The sequence below is a fragment of the Arthrobacter sp. SLBN-53 genome (assembly GCF_006715585.1).
GTDB lineage: Bacteria > Actinomycetota > Actinomycetes > Mycobacteriales > Mycobacteriaceae > Mycobacterium > Mycobacterium neoaurum_A.
This window is the reverse complement of the sequence record NZ_VFNN01000001.1, coordinates 928,578-951,743: the sequence shown is the minus strand read 5'-3', so window position 1 is coordinate 951,743 and position 23,166 is coordinate 928,578. Positions and strand designations below refer to the sequence as shown.

At 67.9% G+C, this 23,166-nt stretch carries 20 protein-coding genes; 7 read left to right on the top strand and 13 right to left on the bottom strand.

Annotation, left to right across the window (positions count from 1 at the left end; all coding sequences use genetic code 11):
• Positions 1 to 5: 5 nt before the first annotated feature.
• A complete protein-coding gene (locus FBY28_RS04580) occupies positions 6 to 854 on the bottom strand; it encodes an SDR family NAD(P)-dependent oxidoreductase (RefSeq protein ID WP_160145463.1) in 849 nt (282 codons plus the stop codon).
• A gap of 90 nt (positions 855 to 944) precedes the next feature.
• Here FBY28_RS04580 and FBY28_RS04575 point away from each other — a divergent pair, with 90 nt between their 5' ends.
• Complete coding sequence (locus FBY28_RS04575) at positions 945 to 2,225, top strand: HNH endonuclease signature motif containing protein (protein ID WP_141864640.1); 1,281 nt, start codon at positions 945 to 947, stop codon at positions 2,223 to 2,225.
• Between the two features lie 31 nt (positions 2,226 to 2,256).
• Here the strand turns inward: FBY28_RS04575 and FBY28_RS04570 are convergent, their stop codons facing one another.
• The 3 genes from FBY28_RS04570 to FBY28_RS04560 form a co-directional block, all read right to left on the bottom strand.
• A complete protein-coding gene (locus FBY28_RS04570) occupies positions 2,257 to 2,631 on the bottom strand; it encodes a DUF6319 family protein (protein ID WP_141864637.1) in 375 nt (124 codons plus the stop codon).
• A gap of 119 nt (positions 2,632 to 2,750) precedes the next feature.
• Positions 2,751 to 3,797, bottom strand: a complete 1,047-nt coding sequence (locus FBY28_RS04565) for a GGDEF domain-containing protein (RefSeq protein WP_141864635.1) — start codon at positions 3,795 to 3,797, stop codon at positions 2,751 to 2,753.
• Positions 3,798 to 4,046: 249 nt separating this feature from the next.
• Positions 4,047 to 6,917 carry an MMPL/RND family transporter gene (locus tag FBY28_RS04560; RefSeq protein WP_141864633.1) on the bottom strand — a complete coding sequence of 957 codons (2,871 nt, stop codon included), beginning with the start codon at positions 6,915 to 6,917 and terminating at the stop codon, positions 4,047 to 4,049.
• A 224-nt stretch (positions 6,918 to 7,141) separates the two neighbouring features.
• Here FBY28_RS04560 and FBY28_RS04555 point away from each other — a divergent pair, with 224 nt between their 5' ends.
• Complete coding sequence (locus FBY28_RS04555; protein WP_141864631.1) at positions 7,142 to 8,116, top strand: beta-propeller fold lactonase family protein; 975 nt, start codon at positions 7,142 to 7,144, stop codon at positions 8,114 to 8,116.
• Here FBY28_RS04555 and FBY28_RS04550 read toward each other — a convergent pair.
• From FBY28_RS04550 to FBY28_RS04535, 4 genes are read right to left on the bottom strand one after another with little or no spacing between them, the layout of a single operon-like run.
• The gene (locus FBY28_RS04550; protein ID WP_141864629.1) at positions 8,095 to 8,898 is read right to left on the bottom strand and encodes a transglutaminase-like domain-containing protein; all 804 of its coding nucleotides are present in this window, start codon (positions 8,896 to 8,898) and stop codon (positions 8,095 to 8,097) included. The genes FBY28_RS04555 and FBY28_RS04550 overlap by 22 nt on opposite strands.
• A 48-nt stretch (positions 8,899 to 8,946) precedes the next feature.
• A complete protein-coding gene (locus tag FBY28_RS04545) occupies positions 8,947 to 9,651 on the bottom strand; it encodes a TVP38/TMEM64 family protein (protein WP_141864627.1) in 705 nt (234 codons plus the stop codon).
• Entirely contained in the window at positions 9,648 to 11,060 is a 1,413-nt protein-coding gene (locus tag FBY28_RS04540; protein ID WP_141864625.1) for an NCS2 family permease, read from the bottom strand. Before FBY28_RS04540 ends, FBY28_RS04545 begins: the two co-directional genes overlap by 4 nt.
• A gap of 10 nt (positions 11,061 to 11,070) precedes the next feature.
• On the bottom strand, positions 11,071 to 13,434 hold the full coding sequence (locus tag FBY28_RS04535) for an AAA family ATPase (protein WP_286177744.1): 2,364 nt from the start codon (positions 13,432 to 13,434) through the stop codon (positions 11,071 to 11,073).
• Positions 13,435 to 13,676: 242 nt separating this feature from the next.
• Between FBY28_RS04535 and FBY28_RS04530 the strand changes: the two genes are divergently transcribed.
• The gene (locus FBY28_RS04530; protein ID WP_141864623.1) at positions 13,677 to 15,353 is read left to right on the top strand and encodes a ribonuclease E domain-containing protein; all 1,677 of its coding nucleotides are present in this window, start codon (positions 13,677 to 13,679) and stop codon (positions 15,351 to 15,353) included.
• An 84-nt stretch (positions 15,354 to 15,437) separates the two neighbouring features.
• On the opposite strand, the gene FBY28_RS04525 is transcribed toward FBY28_RS04530, so the two are convergent.
• Together FBY28_RS04525 and FBY28_RS04520 are read right to left on the bottom strand one after the other, a co-directional pair.
• Positions 15,438 to 15,845 (bottom strand): hypothetical protein, encoded by a 408-nt coding sequence (locus tag FBY28_RS04525; protein ID WP_141864621.1) that lies wholly within the window; start codon positions 15,843 to 15,845, stop codon positions 15,438 to 15,440.
• A complete protein-coding gene (locus FBY28_RS04520; protein ID WP_141864620.1) occupies positions 15,845 to 16,585 on the bottom strand; it encodes an SDR family NAD(P)-dependent oxidoreductase in 741 nt (246 codons plus the stop codon). The genes FBY28_RS04525 and FBY28_RS04520 overlap by 1 nt, the downstream gene beginning before the upstream one ends.
• A gap of 64 nt (positions 16,586 to 16,649) precedes the next feature.
• Between FBY28_RS04520 and FBY28_RS04515 the strand changes: the two genes are divergently transcribed.
• Genes FBY28_RS04515 through FBY28_RS04505 form a run of 3 tightly spaced genes read left to right on the top strand, consistent with a single transcriptional unit; the run spans position 16,650 to position 19,838 of the window.
• On the top strand, positions 16,650 to 17,192 hold the full coding sequence (locus tag FBY28_RS04515) for a hypothetical protein (protein WP_141864617.1): 543 nt from the start codon (positions 16,650 to 16,652) through the stop codon (positions 17,190 to 17,192).
• A 10-nt stretch (positions 17,193 to 17,202) separates the two neighbouring features.
• Positions 17,203 to 18,285, top strand: coding sequence for an NAD(P)H-dependent amine dehydrogenase family protein (locus FBY28_RS04510; protein WP_141864615.1), 1,083 nt, complete (start codon positions 17,203 to 17,205; stop codon positions 18,283 to 18,285).
• The gene (locus tag FBY28_RS04505; protein ID WP_141864613.1) at positions 18,285 to 19,838 is read left to right on the top strand and encodes an acetolactate synthase large subunit; all 1,554 of its coding nucleotides are present in this window, start codon (positions 18,285 to 18,287) and stop codon (positions 19,836 to 19,838) included. Before FBY28_RS04510 ends, FBY28_RS04505 begins: the two co-directional genes overlap by 1 nt.
• A gap of 10 nt (positions 19,839 to 19,848) precedes the next feature.
• On the opposite strand, the gene FBY28_RS04500 is transcribed toward FBY28_RS04505, so the two are convergent.
• The gene (locus tag FBY28_RS04500; protein WP_141864611.1) at positions 19,849 to 20,922 is read right to left on the bottom strand and encodes a class I SAM-dependent methyltransferase; all 1,074 of its coding nucleotides are present in this window, start codon (positions 20,920 to 20,922) and stop codon (positions 19,849 to 19,851) included.
• 81 nt (positions 20,923 to 21,003) lie between these two features.
• Here FBY28_RS04500 and FBY28_RS04495 point away from each other — a divergent pair, with 81 nt between their 5' ends.
• Positions 21,004 to 21,762 carry an SHOCT domain-containing protein gene (locus tag FBY28_RS04495; RefSeq protein ID WP_141864609.1) on the top strand — a complete coding sequence of 253 codons (759 nt, stop codon included), beginning with the start codon at positions 21,004 to 21,006 and terminating at the stop codon, positions 21,760 to 21,762.
• On the opposite strand, the gene FBY28_RS25960 is transcribed toward FBY28_RS04495, so the two are convergent.
• Both FBY28_RS25960 and FBY28_RS25955 read right to left on the bottom strand, forming a co-directional pair.
• Positions 21,751 to 22,377: a hypothetical protein gene (locus FBY28_RS25960; RefSeq protein ID WP_216847501.1), complete on the bottom strand. Its 627-nt coding sequence runs from the start codon at positions 22,375 to 22,377 to the stop codon at positions 21,751 to 21,753. The two genes, FBY28_RS04495 and FBY28_RS25960, sit on opposite strands and share 12 nt — an antisense overlap.
• Positions 22,374 to 23,111, bottom strand: coding sequence for a styrene monooxygenase/indole monooxygenase family protein (locus FBY28_RS25955; protein WP_216847500.1), 738 nt, complete (start codon positions 23,109 to 23,111; stop codon positions 22,374 to 22,376). The genes FBY28_RS25960 and FBY28_RS25955 overlap by 4 nt, the downstream gene beginning before the upstream one ends.
• Positions 23,112 to 23,166 lie beyond the last annotated feature (55 nt).

Sequence of the window (23,166 nt, the reverse complement as noted above, 5' to 3'; positions counted from 1 at the left end):
TCAGCTCAGTCCTCCTTGCCCAACCCCTTCGCCATGAAGTCCCCGATCGAGAGGACGGCCCGGCGGCGCGACATCAACCGGGTCTGGACCAGCAGGAACAACCGGTTGGGCAGGCTCGGCACCACCATGTGCTTGCGGCCCACCGCAGCGAACACCCGACGGACCACATCACGCGGCTCGGAGATGAGCCACTGCGGATACCGATCGAACATGTCACCCTGGGTGTTCATCAGCCCGCCGACCATCACCAGGACGTCGACACCGGTGCCGCGCAGCTCGTACCACAGCGCCTCGCCGAGACCGATCTGGAAGGCCTTGTTGGCGCCGTAGGCGCCGGTGAACGGACTCGATGTGAGGCCAACCCCCGATGCCACCATGATGATCGATCCGCTTCCGCGACCGCGCATCTGATTGCCGAAGACATGTACCAGGTCGGTATAGCCGCGGGAGTTGATATCGATCATCCGGCGGTGCGTGTCCAACGGCATGTCCAGGATTCGGGGCGTCTCCGGCGGGGTGAACATGTGATTGCACACCAGCACGTCGACATCGATACCGTCGGCGGCCCGCTCGATTCGGTCGATGGCTCCGGGGTCGGCCATATCCCATGCCACGACCACCACGTCGATGCCGAACTCGCCGCGTAACTCCGCGGCGCGTGCGGACAGCTCCTCGGCGAGGAGGTCCACCAGGATCAGATTGAGTCCCTCGGCGGCCAATTGTCGCGAAAAGGCATATCCCAGGCCCACCTCGCGGGCCGCGCCGGTCACCAGCGCCCAGCCGCCGCGGTAGGCGCTGATACGTGACCGGCGCAGAGGTTTCAGACGCCTCCGGTGTGCGGGTGCGCGTACCATCGAACTCTCCTCGCATGCCGACACCGTCAAGGCCATGTGTGCCCGACTTCGTGAATGCTACGTGTCGGACCCCGTCTTTAGAATCGTGGTATGCCTCCTCCGACAACGCCTTACGCCGCTGATGTGGTGAATTCGGTGTCTGATCGGTTGTCGGCTTTGTATGACGAGGCTGCTGAGTTGGTGGGGCAGCGTAATGCTCTTGATGGTCGGTTGGTGGAGATTGTCGCCGAGATCGATGGTGGTGATGGACCCTCGTTGTGGGGTCATACGGGGTGTCGGTCGCTGTCGGAGTTGGTGGCGTGGCGGTTGGGGATGTCACCGCGCAACGCTCAGGTGATGGTGGCCATCGCCCAACGCTTGGAGGTGTTTCCGCGGTTGGCGGCGAACCTGCGTCAGGGGCAGATGTCACTGGATCAGTTCGGGGTGATCGCCGAACATGCCGCTGATGGTTCTGATGATCATTACGCCGAGCTGGCCACGATGGCGACGGTGACGCAATTGCGTACGGCGGTCAAGCAGGAGCCTCGCCCGCAGCCGGAGCCGCGGGATGGTTCGGTGCGGTCGTTCAGCAGGCATGAACAGGACGGGTGTACGACCTATCGGATTCGGTTGCCGAAGTTGGAGGCGGCGAAGTTCGATGCGGCGTTGGGTGCGCACAAGGAGGGGTTGGTCGCCGACTGGCGACGCGACCACGACAACCCTGACGCTGATGGTAGGGATGGCCGGGATGGTGTGGAGGTGCCGCCGTTCCCGGACACCGTGGATGCGTTGATGAGTGTGGTCGAGTCCGGCTGGGACGCCGAAGCGGCCGCGCGTCCGCACGGGGCGCGTACGACTGTGGTGGTGCATTACGACGTCGAGAAGGGTTCGGCGGCGCTGCATCTGGGGCCCGTTTTGTCGGAGTGGGAGCGCCAGTTCCTGTTGTGTGATGCCAGTTGTGAGGTGTGGTTGGAGCGTCATGGCACGCCGATGGGTGCGGGGCGTAGTACGCGCACGATCAGTCGGCGGTTGCGGCGGGCGTTGGAGCATCGCGATGGGACGTGTGCGGTGCCTGGGTGTGGGGCGACGCGGGGTTTGCATGCCCATCATCTGGTGCATTGGGAGCATGGCGGGGCCACCGAACTAGAGAATCTGGTGTTGTTGTGTCCGTTTCATCATCGGTTGCATCACAAGGGGGAGATCACGATCGTCGGTCCGGCGGATCGGTTGGTGGTCACCGACTGTGATGGTCGCCGGTTGACCGGGGCGTCGCTGGCCCGCCCGCCGACCGGGCCGCCGCCGGATGTGCCACCGTGCCGCGGTCCGAAGGGGGAGCGCGCCCAATGGATGTGGTACACCCCCTTCGAACCCGAACCGCCACCGGCACAGTAGAACTGGCCGGCGAGAGGTCGCCCGGCTGCGATCAGTCCAGCCCGGCCAGTGCGGCCCGGGCGGCCTCCAATTCGGCCTCCAGCGCCGCGACGCGGGCCGCCTGCTGCGTGCGGGCCTCCTCGATGACGGCGTCGATGGGCGTCGACAGGTCCTCGTGCAGCTCGCGTGCCGCCCGCGATACCGCCGCCGCGGCGACGGCCAGGCCGCGAGTCAGGTAGGTGCTGCCCTGTTTGAGTTCGGCGTGCCACTCGCCGTCAGCGGTGCCGGTGACGGTCAACGTCAACTCCAGCGTCTTGGTCTTCTTGCCTGCCCGCTTGACCGGTGCCTTCTTGGGCGCCTCGGTGCTCACCTCGGCGGGGTGCGTCAGGTCGGACGGCAGATCGGTGGTCGCGGTATCGAAAGTCATTGCTACGGTGAATCCTCCCGGTGGTCGCCCGCGGACGGCGGGCCGGCGCGACATCGATTAGAACACACGTTCGACCCGTCCGGTGACAGGCGGGCACCCGCCACGCCGGGGAGGGCGATTCAGGCGGTTCGCGCCCGCTTGTCGGCGTACATGAGTTCGTCGGCGGAGGCCAGCAGTTCATCGAGGGAGCTGTCGACACTGGCGGGAACTCGGATCAGCCCGATGCTGGCCGAGACCAGATACGATCGGTTCTCCGAATCGTTGAACCTGGCTATCGCCGCCGCCAGGCGGGCCTTCAGCGCCACCGGATCACTCTCGGAACCGGTTGTCAGAACGCAGAATTCGTCGCCACCCATCCGTGCCAGGATGTCGGCTTCGCCGAGTGTCGCGCGCAGCAGCGCGGCCAGATCCGCGAGCAGTGCGTCGCCGGCGACATGGCCGAGGCTGTCGTTCACGAGTTTGAGTCCATCTGCATCGATGAATCCCAGTATGCAATCGAGCCCGTCGCGTTGCGCTGCCCGCAGTGCCGGTTCGGCCAGCAGGTAGAACCCGCGCCGATTGGTCACGCCGGTCAGGTCGTCGGTGTGCGACAGGTGCAGGATCGCGTCGTTTGCGCGCTCCAGGTCCGCGGTCCGGTCCCGTACGCGCTGTTCCAACTGCTCGTACATCTGCACGTTCTCCATGGCCACCGAGGTGGCATCGGCGAGCGACTGCAGCAGCGACATTTCCTGCTCGCTCGGAAGTCGCTCCGCCGCCCAGTAATTCCCGATCGCGCCGACCGGGTTGAGCCTGCGTATAGGCACCATGGCCAGACTCTTGACGAAGGTCGGTAGGTACGCGGCGTGCGGGATGCGGTCATCGGAGTAGATGTTCTGGATGACCGCTGCCTTCCGGTTGGTCATCACCCACCCGCTGATGCAATTCTCCAGCGGGAACCGGCCCCCCTTCCACAACGGCGTGATGGCATCCTCATCGACGTAGTGGCACAGGCCCCCGTCCTTGAGGACGAAGGTGGCGCCGTCGCAACCCGTCAACTCGCGGGCGGCGGCCCGCACGATCCGCTGGATATCTGCCAGGCTTCGCGCCAGCGACAGTTCTTGCACGGCACGCAGCAGTCGCTCCACCGCATGCGTGTCACCGAGACGATGGTCCTCGGGTGCGCTCATCCTGCCTCCATCCGGACCCCCTCCGTGAAGTGGCGCACACCAGCGGGTCGTTTCAAGATCGTACTCCGCGGAGTGGATTTGGAGTGATTTGCTGAACACTTCGCTGAAGCGGCAATACTCGGCTGGTTGCGGAGCAAACTTCAAGCTAAATGCTTAGATTCAGCTCCATCTGTCCGAAGGAGATTGTTTGCCGTCTGCGTTTTCGGCGCGATTGCGACACGCGCAACCGTTCGACGGCCGGGGACTCGATCAGACGGAGGCGGTTTCCTGCGGTGTCGGCGGGGGAGAAGCCGGCGCGGGACGTCGAATCAGCTGAGGCCACCAGAACCACTTGCCCAGCAGCGCGGCGATCGCCGGCGTCATGAACGAGCGGATCACCAGGGTGTCGAACAACAGGCCCAGGCCGATCGTCGTGCCGACCTGAGCCGCCACCACCATCTCGCTGACGAACATCGACATCATCGTGAACGCGAACACCAGTCCGGCCGCGGTCACCACCGATCCGGTGCCGCCCATCGCCCGGATGATCCCGGTGTTCAGCCCGGCGTGCACTTCTTCCTTCATGCGCGCGACCAACAGCAGGTTGTAATCCGCGCCGACGGCAAGGAGCACGATCACCGCCATCGCCATCACCATGAAGTACAGCTCGATGCCCAGGATGTGCTGCCAGATCAGGATCGACAGGCCGAACGATGCGCCCAGCGAGATCACCACGGTGCCGACGATCACCGCCGAGGCCACCAGGCTGCGGGTGATCAGCAGCATGATGATGAAGATCAGGCTCAGCGCCGCGACCCCGGCGATGATGAGGTCGTAGTTGTTGCCCTCCTGCATGTCCTTGAACGCCGAGGCGGTGCCGGCCATGTAGATCTTGGACCCCTCCAGCGGAGTGCCCTTGATCGACTCCTTGGCCGCGGTCTTGATCTGGTCGATCAGCTTGATGCCGTCGGGGGTCAGTGGGTCATCGGCGTGAGAGATGATGAACCGCACCGATTTTCCGTCGGGGGAGATGAAGCTCTTCATGCCGCGCTTGAAGTCTTCGTTGTTGAAGATGTCCGGCGGCAGGTAGAAGGTGTCGTCGTTCTTGGCGTCGTTGAACGCCTCACCCATGGCGCTCTGGTTCTCCGACATCTCCATGCCCTGGTCCTGGATGCCCTTCTGGGTCTGATACATCCGCAGGATCATGTCCCGCGAGGACTCCATCGCCTCGATCTGCGCGGGCATGACCTCCAGCATCTGCGGCATCAGTGCGGCCATCTGGTTCAGGTCGGGCAGGACCTCCTCGAACTGCGTCGTCAGTCGGTCGGTGCCGTCCAGGGCGTCGAACACCGACCGCATCGACCAACAGATCGGGATGTCGTAACAGTGCGGTTCCCAGTAGAAGTAATTGCGGATCGGCCGGAAGAAATCGTCGAAATTGGAGATGTTGTCCCGCAGTTCGGCGATGTCGACGGCCATCTCGTTGGACTTGGTCACCATGCTCTGCGTGGTGGCGCTCATCTCCGCCATCAACGCCATCATTCTTTTCATCGTCTCGACGCTGGATTGCATGTCGTCGGCCTGGCCCAGCATGTCGGCGAACATGTTCTCCATGTACGCCTTGTTCATCTGCTGGCTGGCCCCGCTCATGCTCATCTGCGCCGGGATGGTGCTGAACTCCAACGGCTCACCCTGCGGGCGGGTGATGGCCTGCACGCTGCCCACGCCGGGCACCGCGAAGATGCCCTTGGCGATCTTGTCGATCACCAGGAAGTCCGCCGGATTCCGAAGGTCGCGGTCGGTCTCGACCAGCAGCACCTCGGGGTTCATCTTGGCCACCGAGAAGTGCCGTTCCGCCGCGGCGAAACCCTCCTGGGCGGGCAGGTTCTCGGGTAGGTAGTTGCGGTCGTTGTAGTTGGTGCGGTAGCCCGGCAGCGCCACCAGGCCGATGAGGCACAGTGCGACGGTCGCGAACAGGACCGCTCCCGGCCACCGCACGACGCCGGCGGCGATGCGTCGCCAGGTGCGGATGCGCATGGCGCGCTTGGGTTCGAGCAGATTGCGGTACCGACTGGCGATGCTGATGATCGCCGGCCCCAGCGTCAGCGCCGTGAACACCACGGTCGTCATGCCGAACGCCATCGGGATGCCCAATGTCTGGAAGTACGGCAGCCGGGTGAAATGCAGGCACAGCATGGCGCCGGCGATCGTCATGCCGGAACCGAGCACCACGTGCGCGGTGCCGTGGAACATCGTGTAGTAGGCCGTTTCTCGGTCCTCGCCGACCGATCGGGCCTCCTGATATCGGCCTATCAGGAAGATGGCGTAGTCGGTGGCCGCTGCCACCGCCAGTGTCACCAGCATCTGGGTGGCGAATGTGGAGAGACCGATCAGGTCGTGGTAACCGAGGACCGCGACCACACCGCGGGCCGAGGACAGGCTGAGCACCACCATCACGAGCACCAACAGGGTGGTCAGGATGGACCGGTAGACGAGCAGCAGCATCGTGATGATGACGACGAAGATGACGCTCTCGATCACCTTGACGCTGCGGTCGCCGGCGATCTGCTGATCGGCGACCAGGGCCGACCCGCCGGTGACGTACACCTTGATGCCGGCCGGTGGTGGCACCGCGTCGACGATCTGCTTTGCCGCCTCGACCGACTCGTTCGACAGCGCCTCGCCCATGTTGCCGGCCAGGAACACCTGGACGTAGGCCGCCTTGCCGTCGGCGCTCTGCGCGCCGGCCTCGGTGAGCGGATCACCCCAGAAGTCCTGGACGTGTTCGACGTGGCGGTTATCGGCCTCGAGGCGGTCGACCAGGTCGTTGTAGAAGTAGTGGGCGTCGGCGCCGAGCTTCTCCTCGCCCTCCAACACGATCATGATCTGGCTGTCCGAGCGGTACTCGTCGAACACCTGGCCGATGCGCTTGCTCGCGATCACCGACGGTGCGTACTCGGGGCTCATCGAGACCGAGCGCATCTGTCCGACGGTCTCCAGCGGCGGCACGGTGGCGCTGATGACGCCGACCACGGCGATCCAGCCGATGATGACCAGGACTGCGTACTTGCGGATGAACTTGGCGATGCCGCCGCGGTGTTGCTGGGGAGTGACGACCGTCGCCGCCGAAGAGTCGGGCACGTCCGGTCTCTCCTCCTGACATGTTAGAGGTGCTTCGTTCTTACCAGATTCGGCAGCGATTCGGCAGGACAGGCTGCCCTAACAGCGGTCGCTGTGACCGCAATCTCGTCCACGCCGGCCCGCGGCGGAAACAAGTACCTCTCTACTCATCGCCGTAGGCCGCGGCCGCGGCAGAGTCGGTGCCGTGGCGCCCTGCATCGCCACGGTCGGCCGGAAGGGGTTCCATGCGCAGCCGTTCCATGTACAGCGTTGTCACCAGTATCCCGGTCGGCAGCCATCCGCGCGATCTGGTGGTCGCCCCCGGCGGGAACACCCTCTACGTGGCCAACGTCAACAGCTCGGATGTATCGGTGGTCTCCACGGCCGAGGACACCCTGCTGAGCACCGTCACCCTTGGCTCGGATCCGGTGTCGATCGTCGTGCACCCCGATGGCGACCGGGCCTACCTGGCGCGCCCCGGCGACGGATTCATCTCGGTGATCGATACCGACGCCGGGACGGTCGTTGCCGATATCGCCCAGAATCCGCAACCGATATCGCTGGCGATCGCCCCCGGCGGGGAATGGCTCTACGCGGTCTGCGACACCGCAGGTGCGGTCAAGGTGTACCGGACCGATTCGATGACCGTGTCGGCGACGATCGCCGTGGGGGCCGCGCCGCGCAAGGCGGTGGTGAGCCCGGCCGGTGACAGCCTCTGGGTGGCCAACAGTGGCTACTCGCACCGCTGCAACGGCACGGTGTCGGTGATCGACGTGCACGCGGGCGCGGTCACCGCGACCATCCCGGTCGGCAACGAGCCCGCGGCGGTCGCCATCAGCCCCGACGGTGCCACCGTCTACGCCGGTGCGGGTTCGCCGGGGCGGGCAACCGTGGCGGTGATCGACGCGCACTCGCGCACCGTCACCGATGTGGTCGTGGTCGGTTCGGGTCCCACCGAGATCGCGGTCGGTCCGGACGGCGCGACGGTGTTCGTCGCCAACCGCGGCGACGGCACGGTATCGCTGCTCGACGTGGCCACCAGGACCGTCGTGCGCACCACCAAGGTGGGTGGAAATCCGTCGGCCATTGCCGTGCATCCCGACGGCGACGTGGTCTACGTGGCAACTGGGAGCGGTAACAGCATCGCGGTACTGGCCGAGCTGAGCGCCGAAACCTATGGCGTCGAGCACTTCTGGCGTCAGCGCAGGGTGGCCAGCTGATCGATCTGATCGGTCGGCAGCACCCCGTCGGTGATGGCGCGCACCGACAGCAGGCTCAGGTTGATCGCACCGCTGTGGTTGTCCAGGAACGCCGTGTCGGCGGCGTCGCGACCGGTCGCGATCCGGACCAGACTCTCGCGCGGGGCCAACAGGGTGGCATCGACCACCCGCCACTGACCGTCGACGAACGCCTCGGCCACGGCGTGGAAGTCCATGGGATATAGGCCCGGTGCGTACACCGACACCAGCCTCGCAGGCACCTTGACCGCGCGCAGCAGCGCCACCACCAGATGCGCGTAATCGCGGCACACCCCGGCACCGGCCAGCATGGTGTCCACCGCGCCGTCGATCGGGTCGCTGGACCCGGGAACGTACTGCAGGCGGCGGCCGACCCAGCCGGAGATCCGCTCCAGGAGCTCGGCGGGCTTGGCTTGGTCGCCGAATTCGGTACCGGCGAAACCGAACAGCTTGTCGGCCTCGGCGTACCGGCTGGGCCGCAGATACACCGAAAGATCGTGATCGGTGACCGGCGGCGGATCTGCGTAGCCGATGACGGTGGCCGAGTAGTCGACCCGTAGATGGCCGGTGCCCACGTCGAATTTGTGGATGCGGTTGCCGTGCGTGCCGGTGATCTCCTGGGCCTGGATCGGTTGTCCGTCCAGCACGAAACTCAACGACTCGTGGACCTCGGCACCCGGGTGCGGGGCCACCGCGATCTGGAATTCCAGCGTGGTGGGTGCGGTGATGTCGACCTCGAGTTCGGCACCGACATCGCGCTTCATGGACCGATCATGCGGGAGAAGCGGCCATTGTGCGAATCGAGGACCGAATCATTCGTTTTCGGGGTGTTCGTCGCGGATACGCGACGCCCGCCAGCCGCGCAGGCCGCGATGTGCGGCAAAAGCGCCGATGACCGCGGTGATGCACCAGACCCCGATGGCGGCGTAGACCAGCGGTGAGGACAGATCGCCGACGGACGCTCCGAGTGCGGTGTACACGAAGGCCCGGGGCGCGGAACCGATGAACGAGCCGATCACCATCTGCCACAACGGAACCCCGAAGGCGCCGAAGGTATAGGAGGCGGCGGCGTCGGAGATGCCCGGGACGAATCGTTGGCCCACCACGGCCCACAGTCCGCCGCGGGAGATCAGCGCGTCCATCCGGTCGGCCCGTTCGGCGCCCAGCAGCGCCCGGGTGCTGTCCCGGCCTGCCCGCCGGCCGGCGACGCTGGCGATGGTCGCGGTGCCGACGGTGGCGCCGAGGGTGACGAAGACGCCGAGCACCGGACCGAACAACAGTCCGCTGCCCGCCGCCAGCAAGGGACCGGGTACGAACAGGCTGCCGAGCACCGCGGACACCGGGATGTAGACCAAGGGGGCGATGGGCCCGGTGGCTGCGACCGCGGCGCGGATCTGCTCCAGATCGATGACCCGTTCGATGCCGATCAGGTACCACAGGCCCAGCAGGAACGCCGCCAGCAAACCCAGTCGGATGAGATGCGTTCGCCGGGTCGACCTTTCGACGTCGACGGTCATACCCCGATCAGCGAATCGATCCACCCACGCGCGAAGTACAGCAGGAACCCGGCGGCCACGACCCACAGCAGCGGGCTGATCTCGCGGCCCTTGCCCGCGGCGGTCCGCACGATCACCCAGGAGATGAAACCGACGCCGATACCGTTGGCGATCGAGTAGCTCAGCGGCATCACCGCCACCGTCAGCACGACCGGCAGCGCGATGGAGAAATCGGCCAGGTCGATATCGCGCAGGTGGGAGGCCATCATCGCGCCCACGATCACCAGCGCCGCCGCGGCCACCTCGGTGGGCACGATCGCGGCCAGCGGTGTCAGGAACATCGCGGCCAGGAACAGGACGCCGGTGACGAGGCTGGCCAACCCGGTGCGGGCACCCTCGCCGATACCGGCCCCGGACTCGATGAACACCGTGTTCGACGAGGCCGATGCCGCGCCACCGACCACCGCGCCGGCACCCTCGACGACGAGCGCGGACTGCAGGCGGGGGAAGTTGCCCTTGTCATCGGCGACGCCGGCCTGTTTGGACAACCCGGTGAAGGTGCCCATGGCGTCGAAGAAGTTGGTGAAGACCAGCGTGAACACCAGCATGACGGCTGCCAGGATGCCGATCCGGCCCACGCTGTCGAGGCTGAACTCGCCCACCAGCGACAGATCGGGCACCGCGAACGGGGAGCCGCTCAACGTCGGCACCGAAAGGCCCCAGCCGCCGGGCTTCTCGGTGGCCGATCCCAGATGCCAGATCGCTTCTACGACGACCGCCACGATGGTGCCGGTGATGAGGCCGATGAGGATGCCGCCGCGGATCTTGCGGGCCACCAGGATGCCGGTCAGCAGCAGGGTGAACACGAAGATGACGGTGGGGATGCTGCTGATCGACCCCGCACCGCCGCTACCGAGGCCGACCGGTGGTGACGGGCCACCGGTGGAGGCGACGAAACCCGCGTCGACGAGCCCGATGAACAGGATGAACAGCCCGATGCCCGCGGTGATGGCCAGCTTCAGCTGGATGGGCACCGCATCGAAGATCAGCCTGCGCAACCCGGTGACCGCCAGCAGCACGATGATGATGCCGTTGATGACCACCAGGCCCATCGCCTCGGCCCAGGTCAGCTCGCCGACCACCGATGAGGCCAAGAACGAGTTGATGCCAAGGCCGGCGGCGAATGCGAACGGTAACCGCGCGATGACGCCGAACAGGATGGTCATCACCCCGGCGGCCAGCGAGGTCACCGCCGACACCTGGGTGAAGCCCAGCTGGTTGCCGGTGACGTCGGGCGTCCCGGACAGGATGATCGGGTTCAGCACGATGATGTAGGCCATCGCGATGAAGGTGACGACACCGCCGCGCAGCTCCGAGGAGATCGTCGAGCCGCGGGCGGTGATTTCGAAGAAGCGGTCCAGCCGGTTCACGGGTTCGACCTTAAGGTGTGCGCGGCGATGACGAGCAGCGACGGGCCCATCGCAGGAAGTCCTGCGCGGTGAACACGGGTTTGCCGAGTTCGTGCGCCTTGCGGGCCTTACCGGACTGGCTGCCGGGTTCGGCGGTCACCACCACCTCGCAGCGGGTCTTGGTGACGGTCTTCACCGGGATCAGGCCGGCCTGCTCGGCGATGCGCATCATCTCCTCCCGCGACATCTCCCGGCCGCCGTCGTCGAGCGCGGTTCCGGTGAAGCACACCCGGGCTCCCGGTTCCAGGACCGTCGCGATGTCGGGGCCTGCCGCCGTTGAGGGCAGTGCCGGGTCGAGGATCTCGACGCCGAGGAGTTCTTCGGCGTCGTGCAGGCGGCGCCACACCTGCTCGGTCAGCCGGACCCGGCCGGCCGCCGTGCGTAACTGCGCGGCCACCGAGTGGCGGGCCGCATGGGTCCACGGCGTCTCCGGCGGAGGTGTCGCGGCCGGTGGCAGGCCGAGCAGCGCGGGCCCGATGTGCCTGCTGACATCGAGCAGCGCCGAGAGCGCGGGCAGCCGCGCCGACACCGGCGTCGCGGCCGGATCACGGGTCAGCAGATGGCCGGTCAGCGATTCCGGTGGATCGCCGAACGGCGTGGAACCGGTTGCCGCGGCACCGGATTGGGTGAAGGTGGTCAGCGCGTGGGTGGCACGCCGCAGCGCGTTGCCGCCGCTGGGGTGGGCTCGGGGCATGTCGACCCCGAGTGGCATCACCACCGTCTGCTCGAGCCGCTTGAGCTCGAAGTCGATCAATCCGAGCGTCTCGTCGATGCGCGGACCGACGGGGGTGCAACCGGTGAGCATCGGGGCGATCACACCCCACGCCTCGGCCAGTGTCGGGGCCAGCAGGATGTCGGCGACGTTGATCCCGTGGGCGGACCGGGCGTCGGCAAGGTCACGCTGGGGATTGATCAGCGTGCTCACCGCAGTGCCGTCGTCGAAGGCCACGGCGAGCTCGACCGGCCTCGGCCGCGACATCCTGCCTTCCTCTCCGACGGTGACGATCCCGATACCGCAGTAGCGCCGGGCCCTGTCGTCGTCGGCCTCGGCGCTGCGCAGGAACCGGGCGATCCGACGGTCGGTCTTCAGGTCCTTGGGCAGCACCGGACGTTTGAGCACCAGTCCGTTCATCGAGGTGCATCGGCTGAGCGCGACGTAGAGCTGGCCGTAGGAGAACATCCCGCCGGTGAGGTCGACGACCAACCGGTCCAGGGTCTGGCCCTGGCTCTTGTGGATGGTGATCGCCCACGCCAGCGTGAACGGCAGCTGGGTGAAGGTGCCGCACACCTCGTGCCGCAGCGCTCCGCCGTCGACGACGGGCCGGGTCGCCTCCCAGGTGAACGGGGTGACCTCGGCGCGGCTGCCGTCGGTGAATTCGACGACGACTCCCGTTCCGTCGCTCACCCGCGCGATGATCCTGCCGAGGGTTCCGTTGACCCAGCGGTCGGCGGGATCGTTGGTCAGCATCATGATCTGCGCGCCGACCTTGAAGCGCAGGGTCTCATCAGCGGGCGGGTCGAACATGCTCAGGTCGCCGCTGTGGCGGGCCTGGTGGGTGATCTCGTCACCGGCCAGCAGCTCCAGCTGCCGCCGGTTGCGGGCCGACACCAGCCGGTTCGTCGGCGCCAGGGTCAACCAGAACTCGTCGGCGGGCGGCACGAACTCCGGGTCGGTGCGGGTGTTCAGCTCGGCCAGCGCGTGCCCCAGCAGCACACCCTCGCGGATCTCGTTGAGGATGGCCGTCATTCGGTCGTCGCCGAGCTGACGGAACACCGTGGTGAGTGAGACCATCGGGAACGCGTCACGGTCGAAGCTGTCCGCAGAGAAGAAGTACGGGGTGGGGTAGCGGTCGGTGAAGAAATCGGTTTCGGCCTCGGTGACCACCGGTGGCAGCTGATACAGATCGCCGACGAGGACCAGTTGGACGCCGCCGAACGGGGTACCGGGATCGGGGCCGTACCGCTGAAGTGCGGCCGCCATCTTGTCGAACAGGTCGGCGCGGACCATCGAGGCCTCGTCGATGATCAGGGTGTCCAGGCCCTTGACCGTCCGGGCGAACCGGCCCGGGTAGTACCCGCCGGTCCGGATATCGGCCAGGCTGGTGGTGGGCGTGAAGCCGAACAGCCGATGGATGGTGTAACCGCCGACGTTGAGCGCGGCGATCCCGGTCGGGGCGGCCACCACGACGGCGCGGTCGGTCTGCGCCATGAACCGCCGGATCAGCGTCGACTTGCCGGTGCCCGCCTTGCCGGTCAGGAACAGATGCCTGCCGCCGGCGAGCAGCTCCATGGCATCGCGGACCTCGTCGGTGAGGACGAATTCGCGGTGCGGCACCCGACGATGGTGTCAGACGCCGCTCCGGCGAGATTCACATCAGGTACGTCATCCGGTGCCACGACGTACGTGATGTGAATCTCGGGATCCAGGTAGCTCCGGATGTAACGCTGGGGCGCCCACAGCGATGAACCATGCGAGACAGCTGCTGGGCCGTACGGCCGGTGTCGGGGGAGATGACTGCGAACCGCAGTAGTGGCTGAGAATTGCCCTGCTCCTGATCTTCGAGGAGTCGATGCACCATGAGTGCCGCACGTGACGAGTTCCTGCGACGCAGCCTGGTGGCAGGCGTGGCGTCCACCGTGGTGATGTCCTTGACCGCGCTGACCGTTGGGGTCGCACCCGCGCTGGCCGAGCCCGGTTCCGGCGAGACCGGTGTCGTGGAGACGACCGTCGTCGAGGAACCCTCGCCCTCCGCCGGCGGCGGTGGTGCCGTTTCGGGCGGCCGCTCCGAGGCCGAGCCCGCCGTCACCGCCGAGGCTCCCGCCCAGGCCGCCACGACCGCGGTCGCTCCCGCGCCGACGCAGGCCCCGGCGGTGACGCAAGCTCCTGCACCGACGCCGGTGCCTACCGAGGCCGTCGAGCCGACCCGGGCGCCGGAACCTGTGCCCGCCGCGCCGGAAACGGTTGCCCCGCAGCCCACCCGCGCACCCGAGACGACCACCACCCGGTCGAGCACGCAGGTGACGACCACCTCCGTCGCCCCGCCGGAGACCAGCGCCGCGCCGGTCACCCAAGAGCCCGCCACCCAGCAGCCGCGCACCGTGGAGGCCCGCACCGAGACCCCGACCCCGTCGAGCGCGGCGCCGAGCGACTCGACAAGCACCGCGCCCGCGGCCACTTCGTCGGTCGAGGCGCCGGCCACCTCGACAACCGGGGCACCTGCCGAGGCGACCGAGGAGACCGCGCAGACCACCGGGGAGACCGAGCAGGTCGAGCCGATGGCCCGCGTCATCGAGACGGTGAAGCCCGCGGTGCTCGAGGCGCCCGCCGATGATGTCGTGCTGGCCAGCAAGGCCGCCCCGGTGGAGGTCAAACCGGAGCCCGCCAAGGTCGAGGACCTCGCCGCGTTGTCATCGCTGGTCGGCCTCGCCGATGAGCGCGACCGGCTGGCGCAGGAGCGCCGTGAGCTACGCGATGATCAGCGCGAGCTCCTTGAGGACCAGCGCCAGCTGCGCGCCGACCAGCGCGACTGGGACAACCGGGTGCGGCAGTGGAGCCCGGACTGGGTGCAGTACGACGAGTTCTACCGGCCGGTGATCGTCAACCCCTATCGCGATCCGGTGCGCATCGTCTACGAGTACCAGAACGAACCGCGCGTGGTGACGATCCCGCCGCTGCAGCGGATGGTCATGTATGTGGCCGACCTGGCGGCCTACAGCTTCACCGCGGTGGTGCTCAACACCGTCAACACCGTGGTCAGCACCGCGGTCGGGGTGGCCGTCGGCAGCTTCTTCGGCGGTGGGTTCATCCCGACCATCGCCAACATCGGGGCGATCGCGCCGCCGCCCCCGCCGCCGCTGTTCCGCTACGACAATGTGCCGGTGCAGGTGCGCTACTCCGATGCGGTCTATGAGCCCTTCCGGGTCCAGCGCATCGTCGATATCGGCGATGACACCCGCTACGGCGAACGCCGCGTGCTGCTCGACGGGGCGACGCCGGCCTGGGGCGTGTGGAAGCAGAGCGCGGGCGGCGAGCGGATGTTCGAGGTGCACCGGACCCAGCAGTACCCGGGCCTCGACGAGCCGCGGGAAGGTCCGCTGCCCGGTGACTACCGGCTGCGGTTGGCCGCGGAGGAGGCTCCGGCCACCGGGGGGAGCAGCCAGACGCTGCTGATCACGGCGGCGGTGGCGTGCGCGGTGCTGAGCCTCGGCGCCGTCGGCGGGGCCGCGCTGTTGGGTCGTCGGCGGAGAATCTAGCCGCCGGGTCCAGTCCAACGGTCGAGTGGCCAGTTATGACACGCCAATGAGCCAATGGTGTGCCATAACTGGCCACTCGGCACCTCAGGCGTGCACGTCGCGCAGACCGACCGCGCCGCGCAGGCCCGAGCAGTTCACACAGCCGATACAGCCCACGCAGTCGGTGCACCCCGCACAGGCCACACACGCCGCGCACTTGTGACACGCCACGCACGCGATGCAGGCCACACAGCCCACCAGCGCCGCGCACAGCAACGAGAAGGCCGTGCCGACGACGGCGAATCCGCCGGCCACCCCGGCACTTCCACCGGTCGCGATGGAACCCGCGACGCCCGCACTGTTGACCGTGGCGATGGACCCGGCGACCCCGGCACTGGCGACGGTGCCGATGGAGCCGACCACCGCGGTGCTGCCGACGGTGCCAATGGAGCCCTCCACCTCGGTGCTGCCGACCGTGCCGACCGACTGTGTGCCGGTGTCGATCTCACTCATCAGTCGGCACCCTTTCCGTTGTCGACCCGGTAGACCGCGCCATGGATGGCGGCGGCGTCGTCACTGGCCAGGAAGGCGATGGTCTTGGCGACGTCGACCGGATCCATCATTCCGCGCGGTGCGGCGATCCGCATGATCAGATCCCAGTCGGCATCCTCGGGTGCCGAGAAGTCGGTGACCTGCGCGGTGAGCATCCCGCCGGGACAGACCGCGTTGACGCGCAGGGTCTCCCTGGTGAACTCCACGGCCATCGCCCGGGTCAAACCGATGAGCCCGTGCTTGGCCGCGCAGTACCCCGCCGAGTACACCTCGCCCTCGACCCCGGCCACCGACGCGACATTGACGATGTTGCCGCCGGAACTCAGCAGGTGCGGCAGGGCCGCACGGCTGAGATAGAACGGCCCGTTGAGATTGACCGCGAGATCGGTTGCCCAGTCGGCATCGGTCACCCCGGCGGTGCGCCGCATCTGGTGAAACCCCGCCACATTGGCCAGCACGTCGATGCGCCCGAACGCCTCGACGCAGTCGGCCACCGCCTGCGCGCAGGCCTCGGCGGAGGCGATGTCATACGAGCCGAACCGGCCGCCGGGCACGCTGCCGAACACCTCGGCCATCCGGTCGGTGTCCCGCGCCACCCCGTAGACCGTGGCCCCGCGTTCGGCGAACAGCGTGGCCGTGGCGGCGCCGAGTCCGGCCGACGCCCCGGTGATCAATGCGACTTTTCCGTCCAATGAGGTCATACCCGGCACCCTCTCACGGGGCAAACGCCGGACGGGTCAGAAGCGCCCTGCAATACTGCGACGTGTGAACATACTTCGCGGATTGTTCAGTGCCGTGTTGCTGGCCGCCGGTGTGGCGATGGTCGGTCCGGCCGCACCGGCCGGGGCGAACCCGCAACAGCAGGTGCTGGAGGGGGTCTACACCTTCAAACAGGAGGGCCTGCCCGACGCGGCATGGTCGATCTACCCGGTCTGCGTGCCCGTCGTCGGCGACCTGCGCGCCGAGATCCGCGACCCGGTCGCCTGCCAGCTGTCCATCAGTTCGACGCCCAACTCCACCGCCAAGGGCGGCATCGCGAAACTGGTGGGTGGGCAGTGGAGTTACAACATCAACTCGGTGGACGGGTTGACCTGTCCGGACGGCAGCACCCAGCCGCTGTTCGAGACGTTCGCGTTCAACACCATCACCATGACCGGCATGCGCACCGTGTCGCACAACCCGGGGTGTGGGCTGAGCGCCACGCTGGACAAGTTCCCGTTCACCCTGACCTATGCGCGGCCGCTGCCCATCCCGATCACCCAGTACCCGCTGATCTGCGAGCCGGGCGGCCTGCGCCGGTGCTTCTAGGGCTGCCGCGATGAGCGCGTCACCCAAGCGGGTGGTGGTGTGGGGTACCGGTTTCGTCGGGTCGATGGTGATCGGCGAGATCGTCACCCATCCGAACTTCGAACTCGTCGGTGTCGGGGTGAGCAATCCCGCCAAGGCCGGGCGCGATGTCGGTGACATCTGCGCGCTGGGCCGCCAACTCGGCATCATCGCCACCGACGATGTCGATGCCCTGATCGCGTTGCGGCCCGATGCGCTGGTGCATTACGGGCCGACCGCCGCACAGGCCGAGGCGAACATCGACGTGATCGGTCGTTTCCTGCGCGCGGGAATCGATGTCGTCTCCACGGCCATGACCCCGTGGGTCTGGCCCACGATGCATCTCAACCCGCCGAATTGGATCGAGCCCATCACCGACGCCTGCGCGGCCGGGGGAGCATCCTGTTTCACCACCGGGATCGATCCCGGTTTCGCCAACGACCTGTTCCCGCTGACCCTGATGGGGCTGTGCTCGGAGGTCAGGACGGTGCGGGCCTCGGAGCTGCTCGACTACACCAACTACACCGGCGATTACGAGTTCGAGATGGGCATCGGGCGCCCGCCGCAGTACCGTCCGCTGCTGGAGAGCCCGGAAATCCTGATCATGGCCTGGGGCGCAACGGTTCCGATGATCGCCCACGCCGCAGGCATCACGCTCGACGAGATCACCACGACCTGGGACAAGTGGGTGACCCCGACCGACCGGCCATCGGCCAAGGGTGTCATCGAGACAGGCAACGTCGCGGCCGTCCGGTTCACCATCAACGGTCGCTACCGGGGCGCGACCCGCATCCAGCTCGAGCATGTCAACCGGATCGGACTCGACGCCGCCCCGCACTGGCCGACCGGTAACGACAACGATGTGTACCGCGTCGATATCGAAGGCACACCGAGCATCTCGCAGGAGACCGCGTTCCGGTTCACCGACGGTTCCGGCCGGGACGCCGCCGCGGCGGGGTGCCTGGCGACGGGCCTGCGTGCGCTCAACGCCGTCCCTGCCGTCAACGATCTCCCGCCGGGCTGGGTGACCGCACTGGATCTTCCCCTCATTCCCGGCGCCGGTACCATTCGCTGATGGCCTCCGGTGCGGATACCGTCCTGCAACGACTGCTGGGCGGCGGGGTGGACGTGTGCTTCGCCAACCCGGGCACCTCAGAGATGCATTTCGTTGCCGCACTGGACAACACACCGCAGATGCGGGCCGTGCTCTGTCTGTTCGAAGGGGTGGCCACCGGCGCAGCGGACGGTTATGCGCGCATCGCCGGGCACCCGGCCGCCACGCTGTTGCACCTCGGACCGGGACTGGCCAACGGGCTGGCCAACCTGCACAACGCGCGCCGCGCCCACACCCCGGTGGTCAACATCGTCGGCGACCACGCCACCCACCATGTCGAATTCGACGCACCGCTGCAGTCCGATATCGAGGCGCTGGCCGGCTGGCCGGACGGGGTGGTGTTCCGCCCGGAATCGGCCGGGCAGTTGGCCCCGGCCGTCGACGCCGCCATTGCCGCCGCGGCCGGACCGCCCGGGCGCGTCGCGACGGTCATTCTGCCCGCGGACTACTCGTGGAGCCCCGCCCAGACCCCCGGCGAACTCGTCACGCCGACCGCCGCGCCGAGCAACGACGCGCGCTCCGGTGCCGATGCCGCCCTGGAGGCGTTGCGCGCGCACGGCCCCGAGACCGTGCTGCTGCTCGGCGGTGCGGCGACCACGGAGGCCGGGCTGGCCGCCGCGGCCCGCATCGCCGCCGCCACCGGCGCGCGCATGTTGGTGGAAACCTTCCCGGCCCGCCTGCGCCGCGGCCAGGGGATACCCGCGGTCGAACGGCTCGGCTATCTGGCCGAGCAGGCCGAGCAGCAACTGGCCGGGGCCACGCACCTCGTGCTGGTCGGGGCGCGGGCGCCGGTGGCGTTCTTCGCCTATCCCGGCAAGCCCAGCGGTCTGGTCCCCATCGGCGTGCAGACCCACGTGATGGCGCCCGACGAACTGGCCGACCTGGCCGCACAACTCGGTGCCGGGCCACTGTCGCTGCCCGATATACCTCGGCCGGAGCTCCCGGAAGGGCCGCTGACGGTGGCGAATTGGGCGCAGGTCATCGGCGCGCTGTTACCGCCGGATGCCATCATCTCCGATGAGGCCAACACCAGCGGGATGCTGTTGCCGGCATCCACCGCCGGTGCACCGGCCCACGATGTGCTGACGCTGACCGGCGGCGCGATAGGGCAGGGACTGCCGGTCGCCGTCGGCGCCGCGGTGGCGGCCCCGGACCGGCCGGTCATCGCGTTGCAGGCCGATGGTAGTGCGCTGTACACGATTTCGGCGCTGTGGACGATGGCACGGGAGAACCTCGACATCACCGTGGTCATCCTCAACAACCATGCCTACGCAATCTTGCAGATGGAGCTGGCGAGGGTGGGGGCGAACGCCGGCGAGGGCAGTGGCGGCGAAAAGGCCCGATCCCTGCTGAACATCGGCAACCCCGATATCGACTTCGTCGCGATCGCAGCGGGTTTCGGGGTTCCGGCCACCCGTGCCACCACCGCCGAGGAGCTGGCGGCCCAGTTCAGCGCGGCCCTGGCCGAGCCGGGACCGCACCTGATCGACGCGGCCGTCCCCGCCTTCATGTGATCTGGCCGGGCTAGCCGCGCGGCTTCTTGTGCAGGACGATCTGGGCCATCGGGATCTGGGTCTCCTGAGGTTCGGCCGCCATCCTGGCCGACACCCCCGACTGCAGCGCTGAGCCGAACGCCGACCGGCGTTCGGCTGCGACGAAACCGGTCAACACCGGGATCACCGCGGCCTGTAGGAAATCACCCCACTGCGCCCCGAAAGCCGCTGCATCCCCGTCCTTCTGGTACTGGCGCCAGAACCGGTCCTCGGCGTCGAACACCTCGAGGTGCTCGATCGTCAGCTGTTCCAGCCGCCCGGAGGGGGCGAACGGGGTGGTGAAATCGGCCGTGCGACGACCGGCGATGGGCAGCGACATCCGGGTCAGTTCGTCGGCGGTGATCACCTCCCGCGCCGCCAGTTCGGCGAGCTCGGCCATCAGTGCCCCGAACAAGGCCCGGTATCCGAACTCGCCGTCCTCGGCGATAGCCATCGTCATCACCACGACGCGCCCACCCGGACAGAGCTCGCGGCCGCGGTAGGCGACGAACTCGTGCCAGTCCCGCGCGGCCAGCCGGTCATGCGCCAGCCGTGCGGCGCTGTCGGTGCTGAACGAGGCCTGGATGTGGTCGGACACCACCGCGGGAATGCTGCTCAGCCACAGGATCGACCAGGCCGACCAGCCGAGATTGACGGTGTTGGACGGCAGGATCTGGCTGTAGAACGACCGTCCGACCGCAGAGGTGAAGGTCGCCGGATCGCGTCGCAGGTAACTGTCGGGGTCCTCACGCAGCACCCGGAACAACGCGCTGAAATCGTTCTCCGGTACATCGGTGTGGGTCACCAGGATCGAATGCTCCGGCCGGGTGCGCCCGCGCAGGGTGGTGATCGCGGCGTTGAGCGGCAGCAGCGAGTTGTGGCCGTTGGCCGCACCGTAGTCGGCGATGACGATGGGCAGCGGCGGCTGAGGAATCGGCACCGCTGCGGCGGCCTCCTCGAAGAGCCGAATCGCCTGCTTGAGCCCGGCGGCCTGCAACCGCGAGCTGGCACTGTAGTCACCGCTGCCGACCGGGATCGGCCGCACCACGACGCTGGACTCGGGCATTCTCGTGAGGTTAGTACCGTCGGCCGTTGCGCGCCGCCGATGTCCGGCTGTCGTGGCGCCGGGCGTGCCACACTTCCTGCCATGCGTCCCGCCACCGCGCCCCGGCTGCTCACCTTTGTCGCCGTACTGGTCATGGTGGCCGCCGGGATCGGTTTCATCACCACACTGATACTCAACGCCTTCGTGCTGGACCGGTACAACGCCTACGGTGAGGTCCCGATCCCCGGCCGGGCCGAGCTGCACCTGCCGGCGGGCGAGGTGAACATCAGCTTCCACACCCAGATCATCGGCAGTGCCGGCGGCGCGGGTCTGCCGATCCCGGACATGCGGCTGGCCATCGACCCGCCGGCCGGTGTGCCCGAACCTGAGGTCGTCGAGAACATCGGCGGCACAACGACTGTCAACAGCGATGCCAGGGTCCGGGTCTGGGTGGCCCAGGTTGCAGAGGCGGGTACCTACACCGTGCGCACCGACGGTGACGTCAGTGCTTACGTCAGGCCACGGTTGGCGTTCGGGCATGACAGCCCGCTGGGACCGGCGCCGTGGTGGTGTGCGGCGGTGTTCGGTCTCGCGCTGGTCGACCTGGTCATCGCCAGGGTCTGGGCCGCCCGGTCGCGCGCGCGATCGCGGCCGATTTCGCCGACGTTCACCATCGGCGAGGTCCCGGCCTCCCATATCCCCACCGGCAATATCCCCACCGGCAATATCCCCACCGGCAATATCCCCACCGAAGACGGGATCCGCCTCGAAAGTCTCAAGACGCTGGCAGCACTGCGCGACTCCGGCGCGCTCACCGAGGCCGAGTTCGAATCCGAGAAGCGCAGGCTGTTAGGCGGCTGACCGCGCCAGCTGTGACCGCTCGAACCGGCCCGCCGGCCGGAACCTGGACAACACCTCGTCGGCGGGCTCGCCGGCGAACTCGGTGATGAGCGCCTTGGCGGCGTCCTCGGAGGTCACCGGCTCGAAGGGCGCCGGGTCGTCGAGCAGGCCGACCAGCTTGCCGGCGAAGCGTGGGCTGGCGCTGGCGGCGGCGAAGAACAGGCTGCCGTAGTCGGCGAAGGCAGGGTCGGACAGGAACAATCGGGTGACACGCTGGGCGGCGCGGCCGCGCTGTCGGTAGAACTCCTCGAATGATGTTGTCAGCCATTCGGTGTCGAACGGCCCGTCGTGCGACGCGGCGCTGCGCACCAGATCGGCGGTTTGGATGAGGCCGCCCTGGGCCCCCTGCCCGGCGATCGGGTCATAGGAGATCGCGGTGTCGCCGAGGGCCAGCACCGGATGCCCGGAGGCCGTGGTGCCCACCGGCTTACGGACGACCTGGGTGACCGCACCGGTCAGCCAGGAGTGCGGATCCTCGTCGATGACCCGCAGTCGGCTCACCTCCGGGAGGTCCCAGTCGATGTAGTCGCGGTGCAGGCCGGTGACGATTCGCAGTGCCGATACCGCGTCGGTCACGGTGGAAAAGCGTCGATCCCAGTCGCACCGGGATGCGCCCAGCCCAGGAAGGCCCAGCTCGGGCCGGCATCCTTGTGCAGGTAAGGACCCCAGAACGATTCACCCTGGCCGGCCACGACGGTGAACGCGTGGTGACTGCCGCCGCCGGAGCCCCGGTGCGCGAAGACGTCGGGGCCGTGTCCGAGACCGGTGACCGAGAACGCCAGCAGCGAGCGCTGGGGCCTGTCGTAGGCGGTGCGGTCCGCATCGACGGGGAACAGCGTCGAGAGCCCGCCGCGGCCGGTGGCGACCAACGTCAGGTCGGTTCGGGCGGCGATGGCGTCGAGTCGTTGCGGGTCCACCGACTCGACCACGAAGTGGCCGCCGCGGCGGCCGAAGAGGGTCAACCGGTCGTCGGCCTTGAGCCGGGTGTCGACCGCGACACCGCGGGCCCCGTCGAACCAACCGTCGAAGGCGATCGCCTCGGCGCCGTCGGCGACGACGCGGACGCTCTGCCCGGTCGACGTGGGCGCGGTCGCCAGATAGGTGTTCAGCCCCAGGCTCTCCTCGGCCTGCTGGGCCTTGCCGAAGATCAGCGCGGTTCCGGTGGCGGGCACATCGTTGCGCAGGGCGTGCTGGTCTCGGTCGCTGTAGAGGGTGACGTCGAATCCGTTGTCCAGCAGTCCGAGTGCGGCCGTCACACCGGTCTGGCCGGCGCCGATGATGGCCGCGGAGCGTCCGTTCGAAGTCGTCATGGCACCACTATCGGTGCCGCGGCCCGGGACCGACAGGGACAGGCTCAGCCTGCGC

Bases quoted from the DNA above. Each gene is read 5' to 3' on its own strand.
- FBY28_RS04575 (WP_141864640.1), top strand. From the start codon at position 945: ATGCCTCCTCCGACAACGCCTTACGCCGCTGATGTGGTGAATTCGGTG.
- FBY28_RS04565 (WP_141864635.1), bottom strand. From the start codon at position 3,797: ATGAGCGCACCCGAGGACCATCGTCTCGGTGACACGCATGCGGTGGAG.
- FBY28_RS04550 (WP_141864629.1), bottom strand. From the start codon at position 8,898: ATGAAGCGCGATGTCGGTGCCGAACTCGAGGTCGACATCACCGCACCC.
- FBY28_RS04505 (WP_141864613.1), top strand. From the start codon at position 18,285: ATGGCCTCCGGTGCGGATACCGTCCTGCAACGACTGCTGGGCGGCGGG.
- FBY28_RS04520 (WP_141864620.1), bottom strand. From the start codon at position 16,585: ATGACCTCATTGGACGGAAAAGTCGCATTGATCACCGGGGCGTCGGCC.
- FBY28_RS25955 (WP_216847500.1), bottom strand. From the start codon at position 23,111: ATGACGACTTCGAACGGACGCTCCGCGGCCATCATCGGCGCCGGCCAG.
- FBY28_RS04570 (WP_141864637.1), bottom strand. From the start codon at position 2,631: ATGACTTTCGATACCGCGACCACCGATCTGCCGTCCGACCTGACGCAC.
- FBY28_RS04495 (WP_141864609.1), top strand. From the start codon at position 21,004: ATGCGTCCCGCCACCGCGCCCCGGCTGCTCACCTTTGTCGCCGTACTG.
- FBY28_RS04510 (WP_141864615.1), top strand. From the start codon at position 17,203: ATGAGCGCGTCACCCAAGCGGGTGGTGGTGTGGGGTACCGGTTTCGTC.
- FBY28_RS04530 (WP_141864623.1), top strand. From the start codon at position 13,677: ATGAGTGCCGCACGTGACGAGTTCCTGCGACGCAGCCTGGTGGCAGGC.
- FBY28_RS04555 (WP_141864631.1), top strand. From the start codon at position 7,142: ATGCGCAGCCGTTCCATGTACAGCGTTGTCACCAGTATCCCGGTCGGC.
- FBY28_RS04525 (WP_141864621.1), bottom strand. From the start codon at position 15,845: ATGAGTGAGATCGACACCGGCACACAGTCGGTCGGCACGGTCGGCAGC.
- FBY28_RS04580 (WP_160145463.1), bottom strand. From the start codon at position 854: ATGGTACGCGCACCCGCACACCGGAGGCGTCTGAAACCTCTGCGCCGG.
- FBY28_RS04545 (WP_141864627.1), bottom strand. From the start codon at position 9,651: ATGACCGTCGACGTCGAAAGGTCGACCCGGCGAACGCATCTCATCCGA.
- FBY28_RS04500 (WP_141864611.1), bottom strand. From the start codon at position 20,922: ATGCCCGAGTCCAGCGTCGTGGTGCGGCCGATCCCGGTCGGCAGCGGT.